This window comes from Anaerovibrio sp., from assembly GCF_045637405.1.
GTDB lineage: Bacteria > Bacillota > Negativicutes > Selenomonadales > Selenomonadaceae > Anaerovibrio.
Genome location: NZ_JAZTZI010000003.1, coordinates 1 through 23,869 on the forward strand (window position 1 = coordinate 1; position 23,869 = coordinate 23,869).

Here is a 23,869-nt window from a genome sequence, read left to right on the forward strand (position 1 = left end):
CCATCATAAATTACACCATTCTCAAACCCAAATTGGACTACTTTTGAAAGAGTCGATGTTTGAGTACCATCATAAATTACACCATTCTCAAACTGGTATAAAGCTCAATTGTTTCCAAATGATGTTTGAGTACCATCATAAATTACACCATTCTCAAACCAAGATAAGAGTCTAGCCTATGGCAGTTAGGTTTGAGTACCATCATAAATTACACCATTCTCAAACGTAAAGCATTGGGTGTACCTGTTCACTTCGGTTTGAGTACCATCATAAATTACACCATTCTCAAACATGCGTTGCAGTTTATAGTCTCTCAGCTCGGTTTGAGTACCATCATAAATTACACCATTCTCAAACGAAGCGTTAAACATTTATATTAAGTCAGTGGTTTGAGTACCATCATAAATTACACCATTCTCAAACTGTAGAATTTGTTGTGCCCTTGCCAGCAGCGTTTGAGTACCATCATAAATTACACCATTCTCAAACGCCATAATACACAATTACGCGGCCATGGCTGTTTGAGTACCATCATAAATTACACCATTCTCAAACCAGACGAGCATTATACAGGTTCTTAGAGGAGTTTGAGTACCATCATAAATTACACCATTCTCAAACAGAATGGATAATAACCCTGCATTGTATGTGGTTTGAGTACCATCATAAATTACACCATTCTCAAACATGAGCAGAAGGATTAGCGTATTCGTCAAGGTTTGAGTACCATCATAAATTACACCATTCTCAAACCGGTACTTATCCGCCCACTCCGAAACCGTCGTTTGAGTACCATCATAAATTACACCATTCTCAAACCGCTAATGGCATTTGCATCATACGAACAATGTTTGAGTACCATCATAAATTACACCATTCTCAAACTGCATACACATGATACGCACGCTGCCTATGGTTTGAGTACCATCATAAATTACACCATTCTCAAACTTATGATCAATGTGTTTAAGAAGGTTGGATGTTTGAGTACCATCATAAATTACACCATTCTCAAACCGCAGATGGTGGCAATACAAGAGGGATTAAGTTTGAGTACCATCATAAATTACACCATTCTCAAACGTAGTATATTTACCAGTCTTGTTATCATAGGTTTGAGTACCATCATAAATTACACCATTCTCAAACAGGTCTTAATTGTGATCCTGCGGAAGGTATGTTTGAGTACCATCATAAATTACACCATTCTCAAACCAGTTTGTAGAGTCTAAAGACGGGTTTGTAGTTTGAGTACCATCATAAATTACACCATTCTCAAACGATGAAGATAGTTAAATACTAAAGCAAGTTTGTTTGAGTACCATCATAAATTACACCATTCTCAAACCTCAAATTCTGAATGTAATGCCACCACAACATCGTAATTTGATGATACCCGTTGTCTAAATTATATATTTAATTCTTCCACTTCACAATACACAAATCTTTGTCTAGCACTATTATCTTTTCATTACCGAACCAATCCCTAACACTATTTTCAAGCATCACAACATATATTTTCTTGTAAGATGTCTCTTTTGAAAACTGTTTCAACTCTTCTTCAGTAAATATATTACTCAAACCATAAAATATGAATACTCGTATCCCCAATATACTATTACATAAATCAACATACTGTAGTAATCTAGCCAACAGCCCTATCTCCTGATCAATCGATATGCCTACTGCAGAAAAAAACTTTGATAGCTGAAAATCATAATCAAATGTTAGGGGAATATCCACTGTAGCCAACAACTCATAAATGTATTTATTAATCTCACTTTTGATTTTTTGCGTTTTCTGAAAAAAATCCCCCTCAACAGCATTTTCACATATCTGCTGCAATATTTTAGTCATTATTTTTTTCTGACTAAGTTCTATTGAAAAAGGATTAAAAATAAAGTCAACACTTTTCGAAAAATTTAGCATTTTATTATCATCAAACAACATAAAACCAGCATCAGACAGAGACAGAGATACATTAATATCTTCAATGCATTGTCTCATTAATTCCGGTGCTTCAATGACAATTTTATATGGGATATCTTCAGTTATGACTAACGGGCCCTCAAAGTTCCTATATGTCAAATTCATAAAATCACCAGTTTATCCGTAGAATTAATAACTTCAGAGGAATTATCGCCGATGACTATCTCAATATTGTTATATTGCTTTTCAGTAACAGTCAACATCTGAACCAATCCCAAATCTGGACAATTATCCCTTATAGTAGTCATTACAGTATTGGCAACAGTTGCATTCAAAACCAATTTACTATATACAGATTTTTGCATCATGAGAAATCCGTTTTTCAAAAGCATTTTCCTGAATTTTCTGTATTCTTTTCTGTCCTCTGATGTTTCTGTTGGTAAATCAAAAAATACCATGACTCTCATATATCTGAAACTCATTTCTTTTATTCCTTGAAAAAACATGGGCTGATTAGACTTACATCCTCATCGTTCAAGGCCCTAAATATATTCTTTATATATAGCTTTACGGCATAATTTAACGAGTAAACTTTAGGGCCTATTAGTACATCTTTATTTAATACCTCAACTACAGCCATCTTCTGGTTCTTTTCAAATCCTTCCAACATACAAAGATTGCTTAATTCCAAAACTTTATTATCAACAAAGGGACGAAATGCTTCCATCATATCAGACCCTAAATTAAAGGCATTAAAAATATTGCTGTGATGTATACCCAGTTGGGTTATGTAACCATTGGCAGTAATCTCTCTATTGCAAGCACTTAGTAAAATGGAATAACCATAATTCAGTGCAGCATTTATGATATTGTCATCAGCTCTACTGAACCCCATACCAAACAGAGCATTAAAATACACCTTTGCTGCATGCCCCTCTCTATTGGATTCATCATTAGAACGAAGCTCAGCAGCATAACCTTTCAACATATCTGCTTCACTATGCCCCGTCAATTCCAATACCTTAGCCTGGTTTAATATTTTATTCCTTACCATTTCACGCCAAACATTACCTTTAACTTCATCTTTCCAGGAAATCTGGGTACGTACCTTATTACTGCTATCATGGGCACCGTAATACGGGATAAGCTCAGATGAGGGGTTACGCTTCTCATCGCAGAATATAACTTTAATTTTTAGTTTCGTTAATTCTGCCAACAAAGCGGCCGTGAGAGAAACTGCGGTACTTTCAATCATTAGCAAAGAAATCTCGCTAAGATGTATTTTTTGCACAGTTTCTCCCCTAACCACCAAATATCCTAATTGCAAATCAAGCTTTGCCCTATTTGATATTACTACTATTCTCCAACTCATATCTTCAACATATCTACCGGCTTCTGTTCAAACAGACCCGTTATGGAATAGTTATGCAGTAAAACTTTCTTATGACCTGACATTTTTTTTGATATTTTAAATGATCCCATACTCTTCTTTCCACCTATTAATGAAAAATTCGCCTGTAAAGATTTAGCTAGTAACTGCAACAATTCCGACAACACAATACACTGATTTTCAATTGACAATTCATTGAATTCCTTTTCTTTCCTATGCATATCGTCATAATTAATGGCAGGCCTATTAATGTATGGCGTCGTTTTAATTTTTTCGACCAAGGTACTAAATACTGCACTATTTTCTTCTTTGGAAATATCTTTATAATTTTCAATTGCCACATTTTGATTCTTCTTTTTTCTGCTCAAATATTGCAATACCTTTTTTATATATTTTTCATATTTCACATCTAAAATTAATTGACGCGCATTTTTTCCAGTAATTTGTTCTCCAGTAGTTCCAGTTATTATCATCAATAAACCATCTACTTCCAAACAAGCACCAATCTTTACCTTTGGAATAATAATGCGTGGATTCTTTAATCCGTACTCTTCTTTTACAAATTGCAACAAAGCTTCTTGGTTATCCTTAATGGAATTTGCCACATGACAATATACTGCTTCAAGAGATCTTTCCTGCTGGCCTTTCTTGTTTTCTGCTTCAACATATACAAAATACGCTGTTGACTGTGATTTATAACCACCATATTTCTGAGGGCTTAACCCTTTCTTTATAGGGAACAACTTTGCGTTGTCACTAGCCTTATATATGGTAGCGTCAAAAATAGCACCATGGTTTTCCCTTAGCTGGTTAGTCACCTGAATATTATTTTTATTCATCATTTTTCTAACCACACTAATAGTACCTGCCTCACCTGTAACCCAAGCCACCGTATCTCTTCGCTTAATTTCATGCTGATACAGTCTCTGTGGATTCAATGTATATGTAAATTTTCTATCCTTCAGCATTTCATACGGCTTATCAGTAAACTTAGTGTAGAACACATTGCCAACAACAATATTCAGATAAGCGTCCTTAGCATGGTGTAAATCGTTAATATCACGACATTTAACAAAATCAAACTCCTGTCTGAAATCTGACACATTGCCTGCCTTGGAATATACTATCTTGCTGTTAGGACATTCTATAGATAAAAGGTTGGCCACAGCCTTAGTGGATTGACGAGTCTCAACCAATTGTCTATTAATAAAACCTGCCAACTCATCATCTGTCAGTGGAACTTTCCGCATTAATCTATCATATTTTTTCTGGGACATTAACCCCTTATCCAGCAGAAATTTCCAGAATTTACACATTTTTTCCTGAATATCTGATGATAGCGGATAATCAGCATCCTTATCTCTATTTTTCTTAAAATAAACCAATGCCATATTATCTAAGCTATCATCTTTTGTCTTTGAGCGTGGATATATGTGGTCACAATCATACATATTTTGTTTGAACAAATCATCAATTGAAATTTTCTCTCCAGTATACAAATCTCTTCCCAACTGACAATAATAAAGGAACAACTTCTTACCTTGCAGGGAACTTTCCTCCTGGCCATTTAATTTTCCATGAATATCATTGTAATAATTACTATCATAAAAGAAATCTTTTCCTTCATAAGACTCAATATCAGCCTTACATCTTTTATAAAATTCAAGTAGTTGATTCTTCCTGCTCACAGTTCTTTTCTTTTCTCCATCTTCTCTGGCCATTTCAATAAATATTCGTTTAGGATCATGACCAATTATTTTCTTTAGTTCCTTCACCACCTGTATGGTTTGCCAAATAGATCGCTTAACAGCCGGTGAAACAGCCATTTCATTAACATAATCATAGTCTATAATATCTGGTCGTTTCCCTGTAGCATTAAATGCCTCTATTTTTTCAGCAAAGCCATACTGATGCCCCCTGGCCAAAAGTTGCATCAGATTAATTGATTCACGACGCATAGCTCCTATTATAGTTATATATTCACCGATGCCGTCATCATAAAAAGAAATATCCTCACTATTCAACAGCGTCTTAGATAGGCGCCCCCAATCTTTGTAGTTTAATTTCTTTATTTCATTCACCTTATCAGAGGATACCTCTGGATAGTTTTCCCTTATTTTATTAACCAACATTGATTTTTCGTCTGCGAACAGGGTAATCCACTTTATAATATCTTCTATCTGTTTATGATGTGTGTTGACATATTCCTTTCCAAAGATACGGTAAAAATCTTTATGTGATTTCATCGTACTTTTAATCTCATCATCAATCCCAGCTATATTGTCATCACTACTGGAAGAAATAATATTTTTCTTCTGCAAGTAAGCTTTTATTTTCTTCTTGGTGACCTTACCTTTGCCATTAATAATCAGGTCATCAATAATATCCTGAATGATTGCAGCATCCAGTCTTATCCCGTTAATTGAAAGGTTATTCAACTCATTTCTGGTTTCAAATTCACAATATAATAAAGAATTTTTAGGTAATACATCCTCTGTATACAGGTATGTACATTTATTAGTCATTTTACGGATGAAATTCTCTGCACTAGCTGATAAATTCACAACCCTATCAAAATTCCACGGCGTAATCTTTTTGCTACTTCTCTTAACCCAACATCTCTGTGCTTTTCTTGAAAGCTCCGTTCCTGCTAATGGCCCAACATAATATGGCACTCTAAATTTTAAGATGCTGAGTATCTTATCGCTGACAGAAAGACCATTTTCATCCTTGACTGACAAGAAGGAATGTCTTTTCTCAGCGTTTTTCAAGATTACTTTTAATTCCGCCTCATTCAGCTGCACAGGAATTACTCCATTGGCTTTGGTTCGAAGCTTTGGAAAGGCAATCTTATTATTAATACGGATAAATAGTTCATCTATTTCGCTTCTTTCTTTACCATTGCCAGCTACCTGACTAACATCAACATAATCTTTTAATACATTGCTCAGATATTTACAAAAATCTTCCTGACTGCAAACATAGTCCGCCAAAACTGCCTTCTTGCTATTATGAGTCAAGCACCTACCAATATAGGTACTGTAATTCATCTCACTTTTTTTAGGTACTCCAAATATTTTATTGTATAATTCTCTATCTGCATTACGGGCAAATTCTTTTAACAGTTTTAAGTCCTTTTGATGCTCGTTATATGTATCTACCTTTGCGGCAGAAATAGAATTTTTATTTCCCAACAATTCCTCTAAAATGGCAATATCAAATACAGCCTTGAATTTATACAAGACTTCCATTTTCTCATTTAATTGAGCTTTTAGTTCATCTTCAACAGCATCAAAATCTGTATCCCCAAAACCAAATGATCCTACTTCTTTTAATGCTTCATCACCAAATAATTCTGCCAATTTTATTTTTCCACCAGACAACAGTCCTGCAATCGCCTTTAATTGTTTATTTTTTCCGACATTAAGCTCTCTTTCTAGTAATTTTTTCTTACTAGAAATATTTTTGTCCCGATCTGACATGATCCCTTTAACTTTCAATGGATTCCCAAAATTATAATCATTAAAATCATCAAATTCATTTTGTAGGCTCAAAATCAGTTCATTATATGCCTCTTCAAACCTTTTATCGCTTTGAGTACTGCTAGCAGATAAATCAACCTTTAGATTATCAATCAAAAAATGGCCGCGATATTTTATAATATGAGCCAAACTTAAATATAACAGTCTTGGATCAAAGGCATCACCTTCATCATTTATCTGTGCCAACCTCAAATGATAAATGGTAGGATATTTAAGATGATACTCTCTATCTGACAAAAAGCCCTCACCAAACAAGCTATTTTTATATCTATTATTGCTAGACTTATCATCAACTTGAAGATTGCTTTCAGCCTGACGTATAAAGAACCCCATATCAAGCGATGCTATAACTTCTGAAAAAAGAGACTGAAGCAGTTTTACCCGCCAAGTTCTACGCTCCAATCTTCTACGGTTACTTCTATTTTTTCTAGTATCAGCTGCTGTTTGAGCAGTCGCAAACAATCTGGCTCCCCACATTCCTTTACCATTAAATTTTAAAATTTTATATTCCGTATCTGTTACAGCCCAACCAACCGAATTTGTCCCCATATCCAGCCCTAAATATGTTTCACCAAAATTTTTTTTCATCTTGACACCATTCTCCTTATGATATAAGATTAACGTAAGTTCTGAGTACCATCAGAAATTACACCATTAAGTTCAAAAAACATGATTTATTCAAACCGTCCTTTGGGACTCCACAGTGTGTGGAATAAAACTTGCGAAAGCAAGTTTTTTTATTGTCCAAAATAAGGTTATACCTTCACTTTACTTCCTATACATTATTCGATATTTTTCTCACAATTCCCCCTTTATGTGAATATATTTTTATAACCATGTCCACACAAAATCTTCGTAAGCTGATATCCCATTATTTTTGAAAGTATGCTGTATGCCAGCTTTTATCATCTCCTAAAAATACTTCTGAACCTTTTCTATATGTATTGTCTTCCGCTTACACTTGATACAATAAACTGTTTTATTATGTCCGTTAGGTCTGCGTTGGGCTGATTTTCGTGGTATAAAAAATTCATTTCCACAGACCTCGCATACCACTGTACTTACGGTAAAATCTTGTTTTTTCATAGGCCATCATTTGTTCCACCATTTTTTAAATAACTCTATAAATATGGATAATGCACATTAGTCTAAGTCCTGCTTATCCGTTGTCCCATATTCGTGCATCGCAAGCCTCCTTCCAAGAGCTATCATTATTAGTAGGCACCAGCGGCCAGCAAACGCCTTAAATTCGATAACGCATCCAAAATCTCAAGCTCCCTATTTGTTATACCCGTTTCTATATAATTCTGTAATTGTTCTGCTTTCTTTGCAGCTTCCTTATTCCCTGAAGCTGCCGACATATTCAGCCATTTTAATGCTTGGTCGAAATCCCGATCTATAACATGACCTTTAAAATACATGAGCCCCAATACCATCATAGCCTCTGAATTGCCATTATCTGCTGCCTTAAAAATTTGTTCTCCTTCTGGCAGAAGGAATGTCAGTCTGCTTATTTCATCGCTAAATTCCACCCCGGATGGAACTGGTGCTGGGCATATAGTAGAACTACTCAAAAGATATTCCAATCGCAGGTAATATCCATCACATATTTTATTTTCTGGAATATCTTTCAATTCCTCTAAACTCATTTCATGTACTGATTTTACATAAATCGGTTCAACTATCACATCATCAAATTCTTTTAACTCATCTGGTGACATAGGGAGTATATCATCCCCATCTATCACTAAATTACTATGCTTCGCCCAATAATAACAAACATTATTTACTTCTCTATTCAAGCGACTGTTATATTTGCCCAATGCCTGGGTTATATGACAGCCTTTTTTGATTTCTATACACGCCATATAGTCATCACTGTTCATTACATAAACTATAACAGACTGATGCCGTATTATCCTATCCCGATATGTGGCCACACAGTTATTAAATGCAGCCCCTAACTTTGGAAGCATACCCGTATTTGGCAGCAATCTGAATTCATATTCTTTTATCCTGCAGGAATAGGATTGCTCTGTTTCATTGTAGTTTATTTTCGTGGATCTCCAATTTTCCATAAATGCTGTTACTTCCGTGCTAATAGCATCGTGCACATAAACGGTTGGGCCATCTTTTAACAATCTTGCCTTTACTTCCTCGGATAATTGTTCATGATAGTCATGAAATGCGATCAAAGCATCCCACTGCAATCTGTTTAAACCGGTTTCCGATGAAACGCGATACAACCACTTTAACATTCTTTTTTCGCCCTTTTGTTCAAGAACCCAATGGCAATAATATTCCAGTGCCTCCCAGTTTTGTAAAGCATAATCTCTGGTAACTTGGTTTGCCTCTTTGTCAAAGTAAAACCTTTTCAGATACATAGAGGCAATACTGTCATCCAGATAAAAGAATTTGTGCATATAATTTATGTCCTTAATTCCCCACTGCTTGAAAATCATGTACCAGACAATGGCATACGGATTAAAGGCATACGCTTTGCGCAGGCTCTTTGGTGGCTTTATTTTCAGCAAATCACAAATAATTCTGTAGTTGTTTTTCTCCTCACGGGTAAATACTTCATCGAAAATATCTTCTCCATCACGGGTAGTAAACTCCCGAAAGAACTGCCTTAAAAAAACAATATTTACATCAAATGGTCTTTCCAGATAAGCCATTAATGTCGTTTTATTTTTTATCTGGCATAATACACTAGGTTTAATGCCAGTTTTGTAACGCGTACATTCACGCATAGCCTCCATAGCGGTTTCAACCACAACATCAGGGATATCTATATCTGTTTCGGTCCAATTATTAATATTAGATTTTGGGAGTTTACATTTAGAAATAAAAATTTTGTCTTTTATAATATCTACCGATAATGAAAAACTCATCCATTTGGCGACCACATGATTTATGTCAGCATTTACCCTTAAAACATCGCAGGCGATATTTATATATTTTAATGGAGCACTCTGAAAAATTCGCCATCTAAATGGTGCAAAACCTGGACTAATGGCATAATATCCATCATAACCAATAGTGATTTCTGCAAAGCCTAATAACCCCTCAAAACCACACCCTCTCTCAGAAACAGCATGATTATTGGATATAGACTCTACTCTCTCCATAACACCATGTTTAGGGCAAAAAACGAACTTTGTGTTGGTATTTGGCCTATAAGGGCTATCAATATAATTAATTAATGTTACACATGGTATATCTTCAATCTCTTTTTTTGCAAATTCAGTGTCAGTACATTTTATCCATTTACCTTCTTCATAACTGTATGTAAAAGCAACATCCAACATACTAACACCCCCTCGTACTTTAAAACTATGTTTATCTGATCTAATTTTAGCAACAAATAATCCGCTTTAGGTCGCTTCCCAAACGACATACTCAAATTCCTTAGTGCGTTTAAAAACTAGTGAATATTTATTATCTGTATACTATCATTACAGATTAAACTTGGGAATATTCACCTGAACAAAAATATGACCACCATAAAAACCATACGTTCTGCATTTTCGGTGGAGGGTGGGAGTTTACAATAAAAATGCTGGAACCAGTATCACCCAATTCCAGCAAAAATATGAAATATATGGTTATAACTTCTCCATAGGCCAGGCGCTATAGCCCTCATATCCATAGGAAGCGTCTATGCCCTTCATATATACCAAGCTTATTTTCCAAAACATTTGACACAGACTTCTTCATCTCCATTCCCACTGACCCGTAAAACTTTATTTCTCCGTATGCGCCTTAATAAACTCCAGCACTCCGCCGTAGCTGCCGGACACATTAGTGTATTCCACCTTAGGACGGTCGATTATTACCAGAGGCAGATTCATCTCTTTTACTGCTGCGAACTTTGTGTCTGCACCACCAAGAGTGCCACTGTTTTTAGTAACAACCACATCAGCATTGTACTTGATGAACAGCTCCTTGTTCAGCTCCTTGGAAAATGGCCCCTGCATTGCTATTATATGATTCGGTGAAAATCCCAGTTCACGGGCTTCCCGCACCACTTCAGACTCCGGCAATATACGGCATACCACATCGCAGTCCTTTAGCGCAGCCGCCCTTGCAAAAACGGGAAGGCTTCTGCTGCCAGTGGTGAGGAATACATGCTTTCCCAGTTCCCCCGCCTTCTCTGCTGCCGCCTCAACGCTTTCCACATAATATGCCTTGTCATAATCCAGCTGACTTGATGCCCGCTCATATCTGATATAAGGTACACCACACTTTTCGCAGGCCCTCATGACATTGGTGGAAATATTTGCAGCATAAGGATGGCTGGCATCCACAAAGCACTCCACTTGATTCTTGCGGAAATATTCCACAAATCCAGCCTCATCCATGGCCTTGTTATTAACCTTTATTCCCTTATAACGGTTCAAAAGCTCCTCACCGTACTCGCTGACAACAGAAGCTGTAACCTCATAGCCATGCACCAAAATAAAGCCAGCCAGCTCCCGTCCGTCCTGGGTACCCGCAGCTATGAAAATCATACCTTGTAACCTCTTGGAGTTATCATGTAGCCATCCTTGACATAGGTGTGGCTGTTGCCAATGATTACTATGGAGAACATGCCAATTTCTTCCTCGGTAAAATGCTCCAAATCGGAAATGACACAATCCTCCTGCTCACGGCTGGCACTGGTAACAATACCAACAGGAGTCTTTGGATCACGGCACTTCAAGAGAATTTCCTGAATTGTATCGATGTAGTCTGGGCGTGCCTTGCTCTTTGGGTTATAAAGGGCAATTACGAAATCACCCTCCCCGGCCAATTTTGCACGCTTCTGAATGAGCTCCCATGGAGTCATCCAGTCGCTAAGGGAGATAACTGCAAAATCGTGCATCAGTGGCGCACCCAAAATAGAGGCCGCAGCATTTACTGCAGATACACCAGCCACAGTGCCACCATACTCTGGACGATCACTTTCAGGATACTGAAGCACCAGCTCCAACACAAGTCCGGCCATGCCATATACTCCGGCATCGCCACTGGATACAACCACAGTATTCTTGCCAGAGGCTGCAGACTCCACAGCCATCTTGCAACGGTCAACCTCCTGCATCATGCCTGTACCAATAACCTCTTTTCCCTCCAGCATGGGCTTTATTAAATCAATATATGTGGTATATCCGGCAACCACTTCTGCTGCCTCAATTGCTTTCTTCGCCTTTGGAGTCATATCCTCCATGCTGCCCGGGCCAATTCCGATTACTGTTATTTTTCCCATATTAACGCCACCGTCACTTTCTCATATTTTGTCTTTAGGAGAGCCTCCACACCGTGATTAACGCAGCAATAGGCCGCAGCTTCTGCCACATTTCCCACACCAATAGTCTTTCTCACAAATTCCGACTCTGCCAAATTATAATAATCTATCTGTTCTTTAAGTTTACTATTATCCCAGAAGGTAATCTTCTTATTTAGGGTACTTGCAATCTCCAAAAGACCTTTTTCATCAGCCTTAAAGGTAGTGCTGGCCATTTCATCTATACGGTCAACGCTCCAGCCAATCCGCTTACAGGCTTCCTCAAGGGCTCCACTAATAAGGTCAGCCCCTACTCCCCGGCGACAGCCAATACCGGCCACCAGTCGTCTTGGTCTAAGGTACAGCACCCACTCATTGACAGGAAATTGCTGAGCCGAAACCACCACCCGATAAGTTCCCTGTTCCATTACCAGTCTGGAAATTTCATCTTTAGTGCAAACTTTTACCAAAATGCCATTGTCTTTCATCTTTTTACGGTATTCATCAAAGCATGGAATTTTCTCATCCAAAAGATATTCCAGCTGTGCATCACCCAAAACCGCATTATTTAAATGGAGAATATTTTTCTTGGGATAAGGAAACAGTCCCATACGTGATGCCAGCAGATCAGGCGCCAGCTTGTTATTTACATCTGTAGCTGTTGTGATAACAGGATTGCTTTCCAATATTTCAGCCAGCTCCAAAGTAAGCTCATTGCCTCCCCCGATATGGCCGGACAGCAGACTAATGACATTTCTGGCCTGTTCATCCATTACAACAACTGCGGGATCAGTCAGCTTACTCTCCAGAAGAGGTGCAATGGTACGCACCACAATTCCGGTGGCCATGATAAAAATCAAGGCACCGTATCGGGAAAATTCTTCCTTTACAATATTAGCAAGGCGGCTGTAATAAATAACCTCCTGCTGGTCCTTAAGGCCCTCATGGGCATAAATATCCACAGTAGCCTTAACATTTTCTCTAATGCGCCTGGCTACCTTCAATCCATTTTCTGATGAAGTAAAGATGGCATATCTCATACGCTGGCTTCCCTAAATCCGTGACTGAACTCCGGTGCATAAAGCCTTGAAAGCTCATAGTCACTACCCAATACATGACTTACAACTATCATGGAGGTGCGGTCCACTCCCTTGCCCTCAATTTCCTGGCAGATGGTCTCCAGAGTACCACGGAATATCCGCTGCTCCGGCCAGCTAGCCCGCTGAACAATGGCAATAGGCGTTGTAGGCTCATAGCCTCCCTCAATAAGCTCCTTAACCACATCACCCAGCATGGAAATACTGAGGAAAATGCACATGGTGGCCTTGTGGGCGGCCAAAGAACGTAGCTTTTCCCGCTCTGGAACTGGGGTACGACCTTCATTTCTGGTAATAATAACGGTCTGGGTTACCCCTGGCAAGGTGTATTCCTGCTTAAGAGCCGCTGCAGTGGCCAAAAAGCTGCTGACTCCCGGAACCACCTGGTATTCAATGCCTTTCTTGTTAAGGGCATCCATCTGCTCCTGAATAGCCCCATAAATAGCAGGGTCTCCAGTATGAAGTCTTACCACCTTTTTGTCAGCTGCCACAGATTTTTCAATAACCTCCAGCACCTCGGGAAGGGACATGGATGCGGAATTATGAATTTCACAGCCCTCCTTGGCATAGCCTAACAAGGCCTTTGGCACCAAAGAGCCCGCATAGATTATTACATCAGCTTCCTCCAGAAGTCTTTTGCCCTTAACTGTAATAAGTTCAGGATCTCCAGGGCCTGCACCCACTATATTCACCATTGCCATTATTTAGCTCCTCTCTTTTTTTCACATGTTACTATATAAATCGGATTATTGGCCTTGGCCATATCATAAGGTCCCACCTGCTCCAGCTGGCTTACCTGTACCTGAATGGCCTCATAGGTGTAATCCTCACGCTTTCTCATATACTCCACGCATTGAGCTATGGTCTGTATAGTGATGCAGTTCATTACAATACGCCCACCCGGGATCAGCTTTTTGTCTACTACATCAAGAATAATTGGAAGATTGCTGCCACTTCCTCCAATGATGACTGCATCCAGCTTTGGCAATGCTTCCATGCCCTCAGGGGCGTATGCCTCAATAACCTTTAAGTTATATACCCCAAATTTTAGGGCATTTTCCTTTATAAGCTCAATACCATCCGGATTGCGCTCAATGGCATATACCACACCATCCTTGGCCTGCAAAGCCGCTTCTATGGAAATAGAACCAGTACCAGCTCCCACATCACAAACCACACTATCCGGCTTTATGCGTGCCTTGGCAATGGTCAAAATCCTGATCTCCTGCTTTGTCATGGGCACCTTACCACGAATAAATTCCTCATCCGGGATTCCCAATGATATCATTTTGCCTTCACCACCAATACACAATTTAAATATACTGTCTCCAGCTTTGTTGCTTCACCGATAGTGGTAATAATAATTTTTTCATCAGGGTATGACAGGCGGTTACATATTGCCACCATGGCCCCTGCTGGCCAGCCCATTTTCTTCAGCATGGCAGGGATAGTTCTGGAATTGTTATTTTTATCCGTCAAAAAGCCTAAAACTTTGCCGGGACAATACACCATTTTTTCCTTGGAAGCTCTACGTCCATGCATGCTAATAAGCTCCGCCTCCTGCCATGGCATGCCTAGCTTAGCAAAGGCTACCTGCATGGAACTGAGCCCCGGAATAACCTTTATTGGCTTATCCTCAAAGTTGCGTCGCACTGCATCCAGCATGGAGTAATACCCCGGGTCTCCCGAAACCATTACCACCACGTCCTGACTGTGAAGCTCTCTGCCTATAAAGTCCATAACAGCATTCATATCTGCACGAATTATAAACTGCTTCTGTCCCTTATCCTTGCCGTACTGCTCCATGGCACGACTGCCCCCCACCAGCACCTTTGCCTCATCAATGGTCTTTAATGCTGCTGGAATCATGTATTCAGAACTTCCTGGCCCAATGCCCACAATAATTATTTTATGTTCCATCCAAACTCCTCGCCAATCTTTCTTGCTGTATCGTCCATCCCCAAAAGTCGTCCCTTCAACGTAACCATAACGGTTCCCACCTGCATTTTTTCAAATACATACCGCTGGGCCCTTAAACTTGCCCGGGCTGCAATGGTGTCATAGACAGACTCCAGATTATACCTCTCAATAACCGGCAGAGCCTCCTCCGTGGTGACAGCAGAAAGTATCTCCTGCACACCCTTCGCTGGCATTCCTACCGCTGCACTGTAGGCAGCCATAGTTTCCATGCGACCATCCCCCATACGGTTATGTGTATGAAAAACTCCCGCTGCCACTTTTGCCATTTTCCCGATATGACCAAATAAAAGAACTCTTTCCAAACCCATATCTGCCGCTGCCTCCAGCATGTGTCCGATAAAATTGGAGGTCTGCACCATGGCCTCTGAAGGAAGCCCCCAGGAGGTTGCTATGCGGTCACCAATTTTTCCCGGCACGAAAATCTGGGTTTTAAAGCCAGATGCCAAAGCTACACTAATCTGTGGCACCAAAGAGTCCTTGAAGGCCTCCTCGGACATTGGGCGAATAACCCCGGTAGTACCAATGATAGAAATGCCCCCCACTACCCCCAGCACTGAGTTAAGGGTTTTCTTGGCAAGCTCCTCACCTGCTGGCACATCTACCCGCACAGAGCAACCAGGAATAAAGCCAAAGACCTCCTCCAGTGATTGCCTTATAAGAGCTCTGGGGCCTGGATTTATCGAAGGCTCCCCGGGAGGTATTGCCAGCCCTGGCTTGGTAATGGTGCCAACACCTTTCCCAGCGATGAGTTTTATGCCATCCAATGACTTATCCATAGTCAAGGTGGTCAATATGGAGGCTCCGTTGGTAATGTCCGGATCATCCCCTGAATCCTTCACGATTTCCACCCTTATACCATCGCCCACGGATTCAATGGTCTTTACGGGTATATGCAGTTTTGTTCCGTCAAGGGCATTTATTTCCACAAAATCAGCAGAGCTGCCCTGCATAAACAGTGCCGCAGCCTTGACACCAGCCGCCACACAGGCCCCGGTGGTATATCCACCCCTAAGTTCTTTAGGCATTTCCTTCTCCTAATTTTACGATAACTCTAAGTTATTTACTATTATAACGCAATTGTTCAAATTTTTCCTTCTTTGAAGGAAAATATTCCTGCGAAAAAAAGGACCGCTTCCGCAGTCCGAAATGAATAAATTTATTTGAGTATTAAATTACCTGTTCTTCGGCTGTATCCGTATCAAAGAAATCCGGTTGAGTGGATATAAACAGGATAACATCAGATTTACTGAGACTATCTGATGAGTTCAGATACTCCATTACCTTTTTCAAGCGATCAGGTTTTTGTTTTACATATGCTATAACACCCATAACAAAGCCAAAGTGAGCGCCAGGAAAAGAATTCAATCTATTGTACAGTTCTTCCATGATGAATACCCCCTTATATGAACACTCTCCTGTATATATTATATTCAGTGAACGTACCCCCGCCTATAGATGCGGGGGTACGTTCACTTATTCATTGGCCTACTTCGTGGGAGAAATCTTATTTCTCAAACAAAGCCTTGGCGAAGTCCTCGGCTACGAATGGGCGTAAATCGTCCACGCCTTCGCCTACACCAATCCACTTAACCGGCATGGAGAGCTCGGCTTTGATGCCGATTACCACGCCGCCCTTGGCAGTGCCGTCCAGCTTTGTAAGAACAACGCCAGAAATAGGTGCTGCCTCAGTAAAGAGCTTGGCCTGGCTGATGGCATTCTGACCTGTGGTGGCATCCAATACCAGCAGTGTTTCATGTGGTGCCTCAGGTATTTCACGCTGAATTACACGATTGATTTTCTTCAGCTCCTCCATGAGATTGGACTTGGTCTGAAGGCGTCCGGCAGTATCTATAAGAAGAATATCCACATTACGGGCCACAGCTGCCTTTACCGCATCAAAGGCAACAGCTGCTGGGTCGGAATTTTCCTCATGGCGAATAACCTTGGCATTAGTGCGCTCACCCCATATTTCCAGCTGGTCAATAGCAGCAGCACGGAAGGTATCAGCAGCGGCCAGCATAACAGTCTTACCCTGTTCCCTGTAGTAATTACTCAGCTTACCAATAGTGGTAGTCTTGCCCACGCCATTTACACCTATTACCAAAATAACAGTAGGGCCTTCCTGGGCAATTTTAGTAATATCTGAATCCTTGGTAAGGAGCTCAGAAATCTTTTTTGCCAGGAACGGCTTCAAATCCTCAGGGGAGTTAATTTCCTTCTTCTTGATGCCCTTGCGCACTGCCTCCATCAGATTTTCTGTAGTGTTGACACCTACATCTGCCATGATAAGGATTTCCTCCAGCTCATCCAGCAGATCATCATCAATATCAGCATAGCCGATAACCAGCTTTTCAATTTTTTCAGTAATAGTTTCACGGGTCTTGGTCAGGCCCTTTTTTAATTTATCAAAAAATCCCATCATAAACCTCCAAAGAATTTAATTATCTATCATTGATTCAGCTTCCTTCAGCTTTACTGAAAGAATCTTGGATACACCAGCATCCTCCACAGTAACGCCATACATGGAATCCGCCGACTCCATAGTACCCTTACGGTGAGTAACCACAATAAACTGTGTATTATTGGAATATTCCTCAAGGAAGCTGCCAAATCGACCGATATTGGCTTCATCCAACGGCGCGTCCACCTCGTCAAGGAGGGAAAATGGTGCCGGCCTGTAACGCAGAAACGAGAACAGCAATGCCACAACTGTAAGGGCACGCTCGCCACCTGACAACACTGCCAAATTCTGCTGCTTCTTGTCGGGAATCTGTACCACTATATCCACGCCGGATTCCAGCACATTATCCCGGTCCATAAGAACAATCCTTGCTTCACCACCACCAAAGAGTCTAACGAAAATATCCTTAAAGAACAGATTTATACTGTTAAAGGCCTCCTTAAACTGCTTGGTCATGGTGGCGTCCATTTCGCCGATAATCTTCAGCAAATCCGCCTTGGCGTTGTTAAGGTCCTCAGCATTCCCGGACAAAAAGCCGTGACGCTCCAGAAGCTCCTTGTATTCTGTAGGAGCATTTGGATTTACGGTTCCAATGGCTCCAATCTCCCGCTCCAGGCGTTTCAGCTCCCGTTTAAGCGCTGTTGGCTCCATTTCAGGTACCATCTCGGCTGCACGCTCCGGTACTATGCCATATTCTGACAGCATCTCATTTTCCAGCTGCTCCAAATCGTATTCCGTATGGGAAGCATTCAGCTCCAGCTGATGCAATTCATCCTGAATACCATTAAGCCGCTGCTGAGCTGACTTGGTCTCCTTTTCATTCTTCTGGCTTTCCACCAGCTTTTCCATGCGACGCTCGTGAACTTCCTTGTATTCACCTTTTGCTTTTGCATAATCATCCTGCAAATGCTGAGTTTTGGTAATAAGACCGCCAATCTTATTTTGGCTTTCCTCCAGTTCAGTGTCCAATCTGCGGATTTCCTGCTCATTATGGCCGATGGATTCTGCATTTCGGGAAAGTTCACGCTGACGAAGCAGTGTTTTTTCCTTCATACGGAGGATGCTCTGCTCCAGCACCGTTTTATCATGCTCCAGCTGATTGGTAAAAACAGACAGGTCCTCAGCCTCCTGATCCATATCAGCATAATCATCGTTGATTTCCTGAAGCTCATTATTTAAGGCTTTATTACTTGCATCCAGATTTTCAGTTTCTCTTCTCAGCTCAGCCACCTTGCCTTGAATAGAAAGGAAGTTGGCCTGGGCATTTTCCAGGGTGTGCTCCAGCACCTCATAATCTGCATTGGCCTTTGTCAGCTTTTCTTCAATGGAGGACATATTAAGCTGATGCTCCTGCTCTCGCATTTCCAAGGCATGGAGATCATTTCTGAATTTATCCAGCTCAGATGTGGTTGCTTCGATTCTCTTTTTAAGGTCACTACGCTTTTCCTGCAAATCTGCAAAGGACTTTTTATCTTTTTCCAGCTTATCCCTAAGCTGTTTTATTTCATCCTGACGATTTAAAAAGCTGCTTTCACGATGCTGATGACTTCCACCGGTCATGGCACCACCAGGGCTGAGAAGCTCGCCCTCAAGGGTTACAATCCTAAGGCGCTGTCCCATCTGGCGATTTAAGCTAATGGCGTTATCCATGGTGTCAACCACCAAGGTTCTTCCCAGAAGAAAATCCATAACCTTCTTGTATTCGTCATGGGTAGTGACAATTTCATGGGCCCAGCCAATAATTCCTGCTGCCCCGTTAGGCAAATTCTCCCGATTATTTCTTGGAGTAATGGAAGAAAGTGGCAATAAGGTAACACGTCCCAAGCGGTCACGCTTTAAAAATTCAATGGCGGCTTTGGCAGTATCGGTATCTTTGGTAACTATATTTTGCAGACTGCCTCCCAAAGCTGTTTCAATGGCAGTCACATATTTTCCCGGTACTTCCATTAATTCAGCCACTGTACCACACACCTGCTGTCGCCATGCTGCTTGACTTTTCAGTACGGCCTTTACAGCTTTACCAAATCCCTCATAGGAATTTTGCAGATTCTCCATTATCTGCAATCGGCTTGTCACCTTCTGAATACTGCTGTCCAGCTGATTCTTTTCCCTGGTTAGGTCTTCAAAGCTCTGGCTGTCCTCTTTAAGTTGGTTTTCCTTAGCTTGAATTTCACGAGACTTTGAATTCTTCTCTATGGCAGCTTCCTCAGCTGCCATAGTCAGTTCCCCCTGATCCCTTTCCAGCAGGGCAATTTCCTTTTGCAGTTCCTCTAACTGCTGCAGCTGGTCACCGCGATTTTGGCTGTCATTTTCCAAATCCCTTTCCAAAATCAAAAGCTGGCTGTTTTTGTCATTATATTTCTGGACACCCTCCTTAACCTGCTTTTCAATTTCAGAACGTTTTTCTCTTTTTTTCTGCAGGGACTCACGAAGCACTTTGGCTTGTTCACGAGATTTTTGTATTTTGGTTATCGTTTCCTCAAGAGTGGTTTGGGATTCCTCCCCGCTCTTGGCGGAATCATTTATATCCTGCTGGGCTTCTTCCACTGCAGCCTTTAATTCACGAAGCTGCTGGCTCAGAAGTTGACGGGATGCCTTGCCCTGACGGCGGCGTTCCTCCAGAACCTTAATATCACTTTCAGCTGCCTCAAGCTGACTATGGAGCTCGTTTCGCTTCTGGGAGATAGTCTCCTGCTCCTTTTCCAGCTCCAATACCGCCTTGTCAAACTGCTCCTTACGATTTTCTGAAAGCTGCAGGGCTGTCCTGGCAGCTATCTCCTGATCCTTCTTGGCAGTGATGGCTGCCATGTGCTTGGCTTTTTTCTTGTTGAGGTCAAGATAATTAAGGTAAATACCGGCCAGATTAAATTTCTTCAGTTCCTCCTGAAGGGCATTGTATTTTTCTGTCTTTTCCGCACTGAGCTTCAATGGCTCCAGCTGATTTTCTATCTCACCAATAATATCCTGAACACGCAGGAGATTAGCCTCTGTGTCCTCCAGCTTTCGCATGGATTCCCGCTTACGGTTTCTGTATTTGGTTATTCCGGCTGCTTCCTCAAAAAATAACCTTCTTTCCTCAGGACGAGCATTCAGGACATCATCGATTTTATTCTGACTTATGATACCCATACTGTCATGGCCAATACCAGTATCCGCAAAAAGATTGGTTATATCCTTCAGACGGCAGCGGGCTCTATTGATGTAGAACTCGCTGTCACCATTTCTGAAAAGTCTTCTTGTAATGGTGACTTCCTGAAAATCCACCGGCAGGGTTCCATCGTTATCAAAAACGAGAGATACCTCAGCCACACCCATTGCACGACGGGCAGCACTGCCATTAAAAATTACATCCTCAGCCTTGGTACCGCGGATATTTCGGATATTTTGTTCACCCAGTACCCACTTTATGGCATCAGAAATATTACTCTTGCCACTGCCGTTTGGCCCTACAATAGCAGTTATTCCCTTGTCAAAATCTACTTCTATTTTATCGGCGAAGGTCTTAAAACCATAAGCCTCCAGTCGTTTTAACTGCAACTAAAACACCAGCCTGTTTGAAATTTAATAACACTTTATTTTAGCATAAATTAGGCCATTTTCATATTCTTATGGGCCATTTCATTACAAACAAAAAGGCTGAAAAGATAAAAGCATCTTTTCAGCCCTTCGGACATTATCAAATAAACTTACTTGGCACCCATCATAGCCATCATGGTACCAGCAGCTACTGCTGTACCAATAACACCAGCTACGTTAGGACCCATTGCATGCATCAGCAGGAAGTTGGAAGGATTTGCCTTCTGACCAACCATCTGAGATACGCGGGCTGCCATAGGAACGGCAGATACACCTGCAGAACCGATGAGCGGATTAATCTTGCCACCGGAAAGACGGCACATAACCTTACCAAGCAATACACCAGCAGCAGTACCACCAGCGAACGCCAGGAGACCAAGGAGGATAATCTCAATAGTCTGTACAGTCAGGAAGTGCTCTGCACTCATGGTCATACCGGTACCAGTAGCCAGGAAGATAGTAACGATGTTGCACAGTGCATTCTGGGAGGTATCAGACAAACGGTCAGTTACACCAGACTCACGGAACAGGTTACCGAGCATCAGCATACTGATAAGAGCAGCTACAGGTGGGAGCAGCAAAGAAATGATAATAGCTGCAGATACTGGGAATACCAGTCTCTCAAACTTAGTTACATTGCGAAGCTGTTCCATCTTGATAGCTCTTTCTTCCTTGGTAGTCATCAGCTTCATAATAGGAGGCTGAATAAGAGGTACCAGAGACATATAGGAATAGGCTGCTACAGCAATCGCACCAAGAAGGTTTGGAGCCATCTTTGATGCCATGTAAATAGCAGTAGGGCCATCAGCACCACCGATGATACCGATAGCGGAAGCCTCCTGGGCAGTAAAACCCAGAACCATCGCACCAGCCAGGGAAATAAATACACCAAACTGAGCTGCTGCACCCAAGAACAGGGTATTAGGATTTGCAATCAGCGGTCCAAAGTCCGTCATGGCTCCTACACCAAGGAAAATCAGTGGAGGGAAAATCTCATACTGAATACCATAGTGGATAACCTGCATAACACCTGGTTCTTCGAGGAAACCGGTGCATGGGAAGTTAGCCATGATACAACCAAAGGCAATTGGAGTCAGCAAAAGTGGCTCGAATTCTTTACCGATAGCCATGTACAACAGCAACAAGCCTACCAGTATCATAACGAAATTACCCAAGGTAAAGGAAGCAAAACCGCTGTCCAGCCATACTGACTGAATAGATGTTAAAAATGCGCTTAATATATCCATACTCTAGTGACTTCTCCTTATCATCTCATCTTCAAGGTGGTAAGGCCTTCATGACGAGCTACGCCGCCCCATGCAGGACGATCAGCTACTCTGATAGCCTTAACGCGAGAAAAGCCCACACCCATTGTTGCCAAAGCTGCTGCAATAGCTGCTACGGTCTCGTCTGCAATACCCTTCTCCACTACAGGAGCAGGTGCTGCTGTTTTAGGTGCTGGAGCTGCCTTTGGAGCTGCCTTTGGAGCTGCTGCTGCTTTTGCAGTCGGATCAATCTTGTGGATTAATCTGATGTAAAGGCTTAACACAAACAGCACCGCGAATACGATTGTCATGTTAATCAACATAATGACAATAGGATTCTGAGTTTCCATAAATACACCGCCTTATCATAAAAAATATAAACTGCCACTGCTTCAATTTGAATAAAAATATTCAGGGTGAAGCAGTGCCCCCCTTTAACACTTTTAATACACTTACTTATTATAACGCACTTGCTCAAATTTTTCCATTTCAAAATAGAAAAATATTCACATTAACGTCTCAAAGCGAAAATTTCTATTTTTTTACTAAAATATCAGCCACTGTTCAGACTTTTTCTTATCGCAAGGCTTTTTCTATTCGTTTTATGTAAATGGAGCGATAAAGATTATTTTCTCCCAAGCCCTTTGTAGAAAAACGCACCTCTATCCCTGCATCTGAAACAATATTCTTCCAGCTGTCCGGCTGGTCTCCTGCCATGTCCACCGTAGCATGGTCACCACCAGTCAAAAGCATCGGCCTCATGAAAACTTTTTTAACGCCCTTATCCTTAAGACGTTTCAGGACATCATCAAGGGTCGGATAATCATCAGCCTCCAGCACCCCAACATGAACAGGCAAATGTTTTTGGTCGGCGTACTGCTGTACCCACTCATAAACCGGATTATGACGCTTTGGGGAGCCATGTCCCATAAGCAGCAGTTCTTCTCCCGGCTCCAATGAATCAAGATAAAAGAGTATGTCAGCAATACCTTCATAATCCTCAGGGCCCTTTCCTGCCAATGCCGGCTCAGCTACATGAATTTCCGTAAACTTCTCCTTTGCTTCCTCTACTACCTTGACAACCTTGTTGTCAAACTCAAGCCCCGGAGTCAGATGGGTAGGGGCCACTACGACTTTTTGGTAACCCGCATCTTCCAGCTCTCCCAAAACCTCTTCCAGTGTCTCATAGGTCTCTCCCTGGGCAGCCAGCTTTTTTATGAGGAAGCGGGAGGTCCAGGCCTCAAAAATATCATAATCCGGGAATGCATTGCGGATATCCCCAATAAGGGAATCTATGCACTTTTTCTTTACGTCCTTATCACCTACGCCAAAGGTAGTTACAATAATTGCCTGTTTCATA

The 23,869-nt window shown here is 41.2% G+C and carries 18 protein-coding genes and 1 CRISPR repeat array; all 18 genes read right to left on the reverse strand.

Translation table 11 applies throughout. The features are described 5' to 3' along the window. The first annotated feature begins 57 nt into the window (after positions 1-57). A CRISPR array of direct repeats spans positions 58-1,348; the repeat unit is 36 nt; unit sequence GTTTGAGTACCATCATAAATTACACCATTCTCAAAC. Positions 1,349-1,416: 68 nt separating this feature from the next. Beyond that, complete coding sequence (csn2, locus tag ACKI5G_RS00185) at positions 1,417-2,094, reverse strand: type II-A CRISPR-associated protein Csn2 (RefSeq protein ID WP_407396493.1); 678 nt, start codon at positions 2,092-2,094, stop codon at positions 1,417-1,419. Further along, entirely contained in the window at positions 2,091-2,411 is a 321-nt protein-coding gene (gene cas2 / locus ACKI5G_RS00190; RefSeq protein ID WP_407396495.1) for a CRISPR-associated endonuclease Cas2, read from the reverse strand. Before cas2 ends, csn2 begins: the two co-directional genes overlap by 4 nt. A 5-nt stretch (positions 2,412-2,416) precedes the next feature. Then, the gene (gene cas1 / locus ACKI5G_RS00195) at positions 2,417-3,301 is read right to left on the reverse strand and encodes a type II CRISPR-associated endonuclease Cas1 (RefSeq protein ID WP_407396497.1); all 885 of its coding nucleotides are present in this window, start codon (positions 3,299-3,301) and stop codon (positions 2,417-2,419) included. Continuing rightward, the gene (gene cas9, locus ACKI5G_RS00200) at positions 3,298-7,449 is read right to left on the reverse strand and encodes a type II CRISPR RNA-guided endonuclease Cas9 (protein ID WP_407396499.1); all 4,152 of its coding nucleotides are present in this window, start codon (positions 7,447-7,449) and stop codon (positions 3,298-3,300) included. Before cas9 ends, cas1 begins: the two co-directional genes overlap by 4 nt. 626 nt (positions 7,450-8,075) lie before the next feature. Further along, a complete protein-coding gene (locus ACKI5G_RS00205) occupies positions 8,076-10,172 on the reverse strand; it encodes a tetratricopeptide repeat protein (RefSeq protein WP_407396501.1) in 2,097 nt (698 codons plus the stop codon). A gap of 435 nt (positions 10,173-10,607) precedes the next feature. Then, positions 10,608-11,375, reverse strand: coding sequence for a precorrin-6A reductase (gene cobK / locus ACKI5G_RS00210; protein ID WP_407396503.1), 768 nt, complete (start codon positions 11,373-11,375; stop codon positions 10,608-10,610). After that, entirely contained in the window at positions 11,372-12,112 is a 741-nt protein-coding gene (cobJ, locus tag ACKI5G_RS00215; RefSeq protein ID WP_407396505.1) for a precorrin-3B C(17)-methyltransferase, read from the reverse strand. Before cobJ ends, cobK begins: the two co-directional genes overlap by 4 nt. Continuing rightward, on the reverse strand, positions 12,100-13,170 hold the full coding sequence (locus ACKI5G_RS00220) for a cobalt-precorrin 5A hydrolase (RefSeq protein WP_407396507.1): 1,071 nt from the start codon (positions 13,168-13,170) through the stop codon (positions 12,100-12,102). The genes cobJ and ACKI5G_RS00220 overlap by 13 nt, the downstream gene beginning before the upstream one ends. Continuing rightward, the gene (cobM, locus tag ACKI5G_RS00225) at positions 13,167-13,922 is read right to left on the reverse strand and encodes a precorrin-4 C(11)-methyltransferase (protein WP_027398089.1); all 756 of its coding nucleotides are present in this window, start codon (positions 13,920-13,922) and stop codon (positions 13,167-13,169) included. Before cobM ends, ACKI5G_RS00220 begins: the two co-directional genes overlap by 4 nt. A gap of 5 nt (positions 13,923-13,927) precedes the next feature. Beyond that, positions 13,928-14,512, reverse strand: a complete 585-nt coding sequence (gene cbiT / locus ACKI5G_RS00230) for a precorrin-6Y C5,15-methyltransferase (decarboxylating) subunit CbiT (protein WP_407396594.1) — start codon at positions 14,510-14,512, stop codon at positions 13,928-13,930. Beyond that, positions 14,512-15,147 (reverse strand): precorrin-6y C5,15-methyltransferase (decarboxylating) subunit CbiE, encoded by a 636-nt coding sequence (gene cbiE / locus ACKI5G_RS00235; protein ID WP_407396509.1) that lies wholly within the window; start codon positions 15,145-15,147, stop codon positions 14,512-14,514. The genes cbiT and cbiE overlap by 1 nt, the downstream gene beginning before the upstream one ends. Then, positions 15,132-16,232 (reverse strand): cobalt-precorrin-5B (C(1))-methyltransferase CbiD, encoded by a 1,101-nt coding sequence (gene cbiD / locus ACKI5G_RS00240; RefSeq protein WP_407396511.1) that lies wholly within the window; start codon positions 16,230-16,232, stop codon positions 15,132-15,134. Before cbiD ends, cbiE begins: the two co-directional genes overlap by 16 nt. 142 nt (positions 16,233-16,374) lie before the next feature. Then, the gene (locus ACKI5G_RS00245) at positions 16,375-16,593 is read right to left on the reverse strand and encodes a hypothetical protein (RefSeq protein WP_287450535.1); all 219 of its coding nucleotides are present in this window, start codon (positions 16,591-16,593) and stop codon (positions 16,375-16,377) included. A 118-nt stretch (positions 16,594-16,711) separates the two neighbouring features. After that, the gene (gene ftsY, locus ACKI5G_RS00250) at positions 16,712-17,626 is read right to left on the reverse strand and encodes a signal recognition particle-docking protein FtsY (protein ID WP_407396513.1); all 915 of its coding nucleotides are present in this window, start codon (positions 17,624-17,626) and stop codon (positions 16,712-16,714) included. 18 nt (positions 17,627-17,644) lie between these two features. Continuing rightward, positions 17,645-21,205, reverse strand: coding sequence for a chromosome segregation protein SMC (smc, locus tag ACKI5G_RS00255; RefSeq protein ID WP_407396515.1), 3,561 nt, complete (start codon positions 21,203-21,205; stop codon positions 17,645-17,647). 149 nt (positions 21,206-21,354) lie between these two features. Further along, complete coding sequence (locus ACKI5G_RS00260) at positions 21,355-22,491, reverse strand: sodium ion-translocating decarboxylase subunit beta (RefSeq protein ID WP_407396517.1); 1,137 nt, start codon at positions 22,489-22,491, stop codon at positions 21,355-21,357. A 20-nt stretch (positions 22,492-22,511) separates the two neighbouring features. Next, positions 22,512-22,859 carry an OadG family protein gene (locus ACKI5G_RS00265; RefSeq protein WP_027398082.1) on the reverse strand — a complete coding sequence of 116 codons (348 nt, stop codon included), beginning with the start codon at positions 22,857-22,859 and terminating at the stop codon, positions 22,512-22,514. Between the two features lie 226 nt (positions 22,860-23,085). After that, on the reverse strand, positions 23,086-23,868 hold the full coding sequence (locus tag ACKI5G_RS00270) for a sirohydrochlorin cobaltochelatase (RefSeq protein ID WP_407396519.1): 783 nt from the start codon (positions 23,866-23,868) through the stop codon (positions 23,086-23,088). Position 23,869: the final 1 nt, after the last annotated feature.

Coding starts and splice junctions, on each gene's coding strand:
- ACKI5G_RS00270 (WP_407396519.1), bottom strand. CDS start 23,868: ATGAAACAGGCAATTATTGTAACTACCTTTGGCGTAGGTGATAAGGAC.
- cobK (WP_407396503.1), bottom strand. CDS start 11,375: ATGATTTTCATAGCTGCGGGTACCCAGGACGGACGGGAGCTGGCTGGC.
- cobJ (WP_407396505.1), bottom strand. CDS start 12,112: ATGGGAAAAATAACAGTAATCGGAATTGGCCCGGGCAGCATGGAGGAT.
- ACKI5G_RS00260 (WP_407396517.1), bottom strand. CDS start 22,491: ATGGATATATTAAGCGCATTTTTAACATCTATTCAGTCAGTATGGCTG.
- csn2 (WP_407396493.1), bottom strand. CDS start 2,094: ATGAATTTGACATATAGGAACTTTGAGGGCCCGTTAGTCATAACTGAA.
- ACKI5G_RS00245 (WP_287450535.1), bottom strand. CDS start 16,593: ATGGAAGAACTGTACAATAGATTGAATTCTTTTCCTGGCGCTCACTTT.
- ACKI5G_RS00220 (WP_407396507.1), bottom strand. CDS start 13,170: ATGAGATATGCCATCTTTACTTCATCAGAAAATGGATTGAAGGTAGCC.
- cas2 (WP_407396495.1), bottom strand. CDS start 2,411: ATGAGTTTCAGATATATGAGAGTCATGGTATTTTTTGATTTACCAACA.
- ACKI5G_RS00205 (WP_407396501.1), bottom strand. CDS start 10,172: ATGTTGGATGTTGCTTTTACATACAGTTATGAAGAAGGTAAATGGATA.
- cas1 (WP_407396497.1), bottom strand. CDS start 3,301: ATGAGTTGGAGAATAGTAGTAATATCAAATAGGGCAAAGCTTGATTTG.
- cas9 (WP_407396499.1), bottom strand. CDS start 7,449: ATGAAAAAAAATTTTGGTGAAACATATTTAGGGCTGGATATGGGGACA.
- ACKI5G_RS00265 (WP_027398082.1), bottom strand. CDS start 22,859: ATGGAAACTCAGAATCCTATTGTCATTATGTTGATTAACATGACAATC.
- cobM (WP_027398089.1), bottom strand. CDS start 13,922: ATGGTGAATATAGTGGGTGCAGGCCCTGGAGATCCTGAACTTATTACA.
- cbiE (WP_407396509.1), bottom strand. CDS start 15,147: ATGGAACATAAAATAATTATTGTGGGCATTGGGCCAGGAAGTTCTGAA.
- cbiD (WP_407396511.1), bottom strand. CDS start 16,232: ATGCCTAAAGAACTTAGGGGTGGATATACCACCGGGGCCTGTGTGGCG.
- ftsY (WP_407396513.1), bottom strand. CDS start 17,626: ATGGGATTTTTTGATAAATTAAAAAAGGGCCTGACCAAGACCCGTGAA.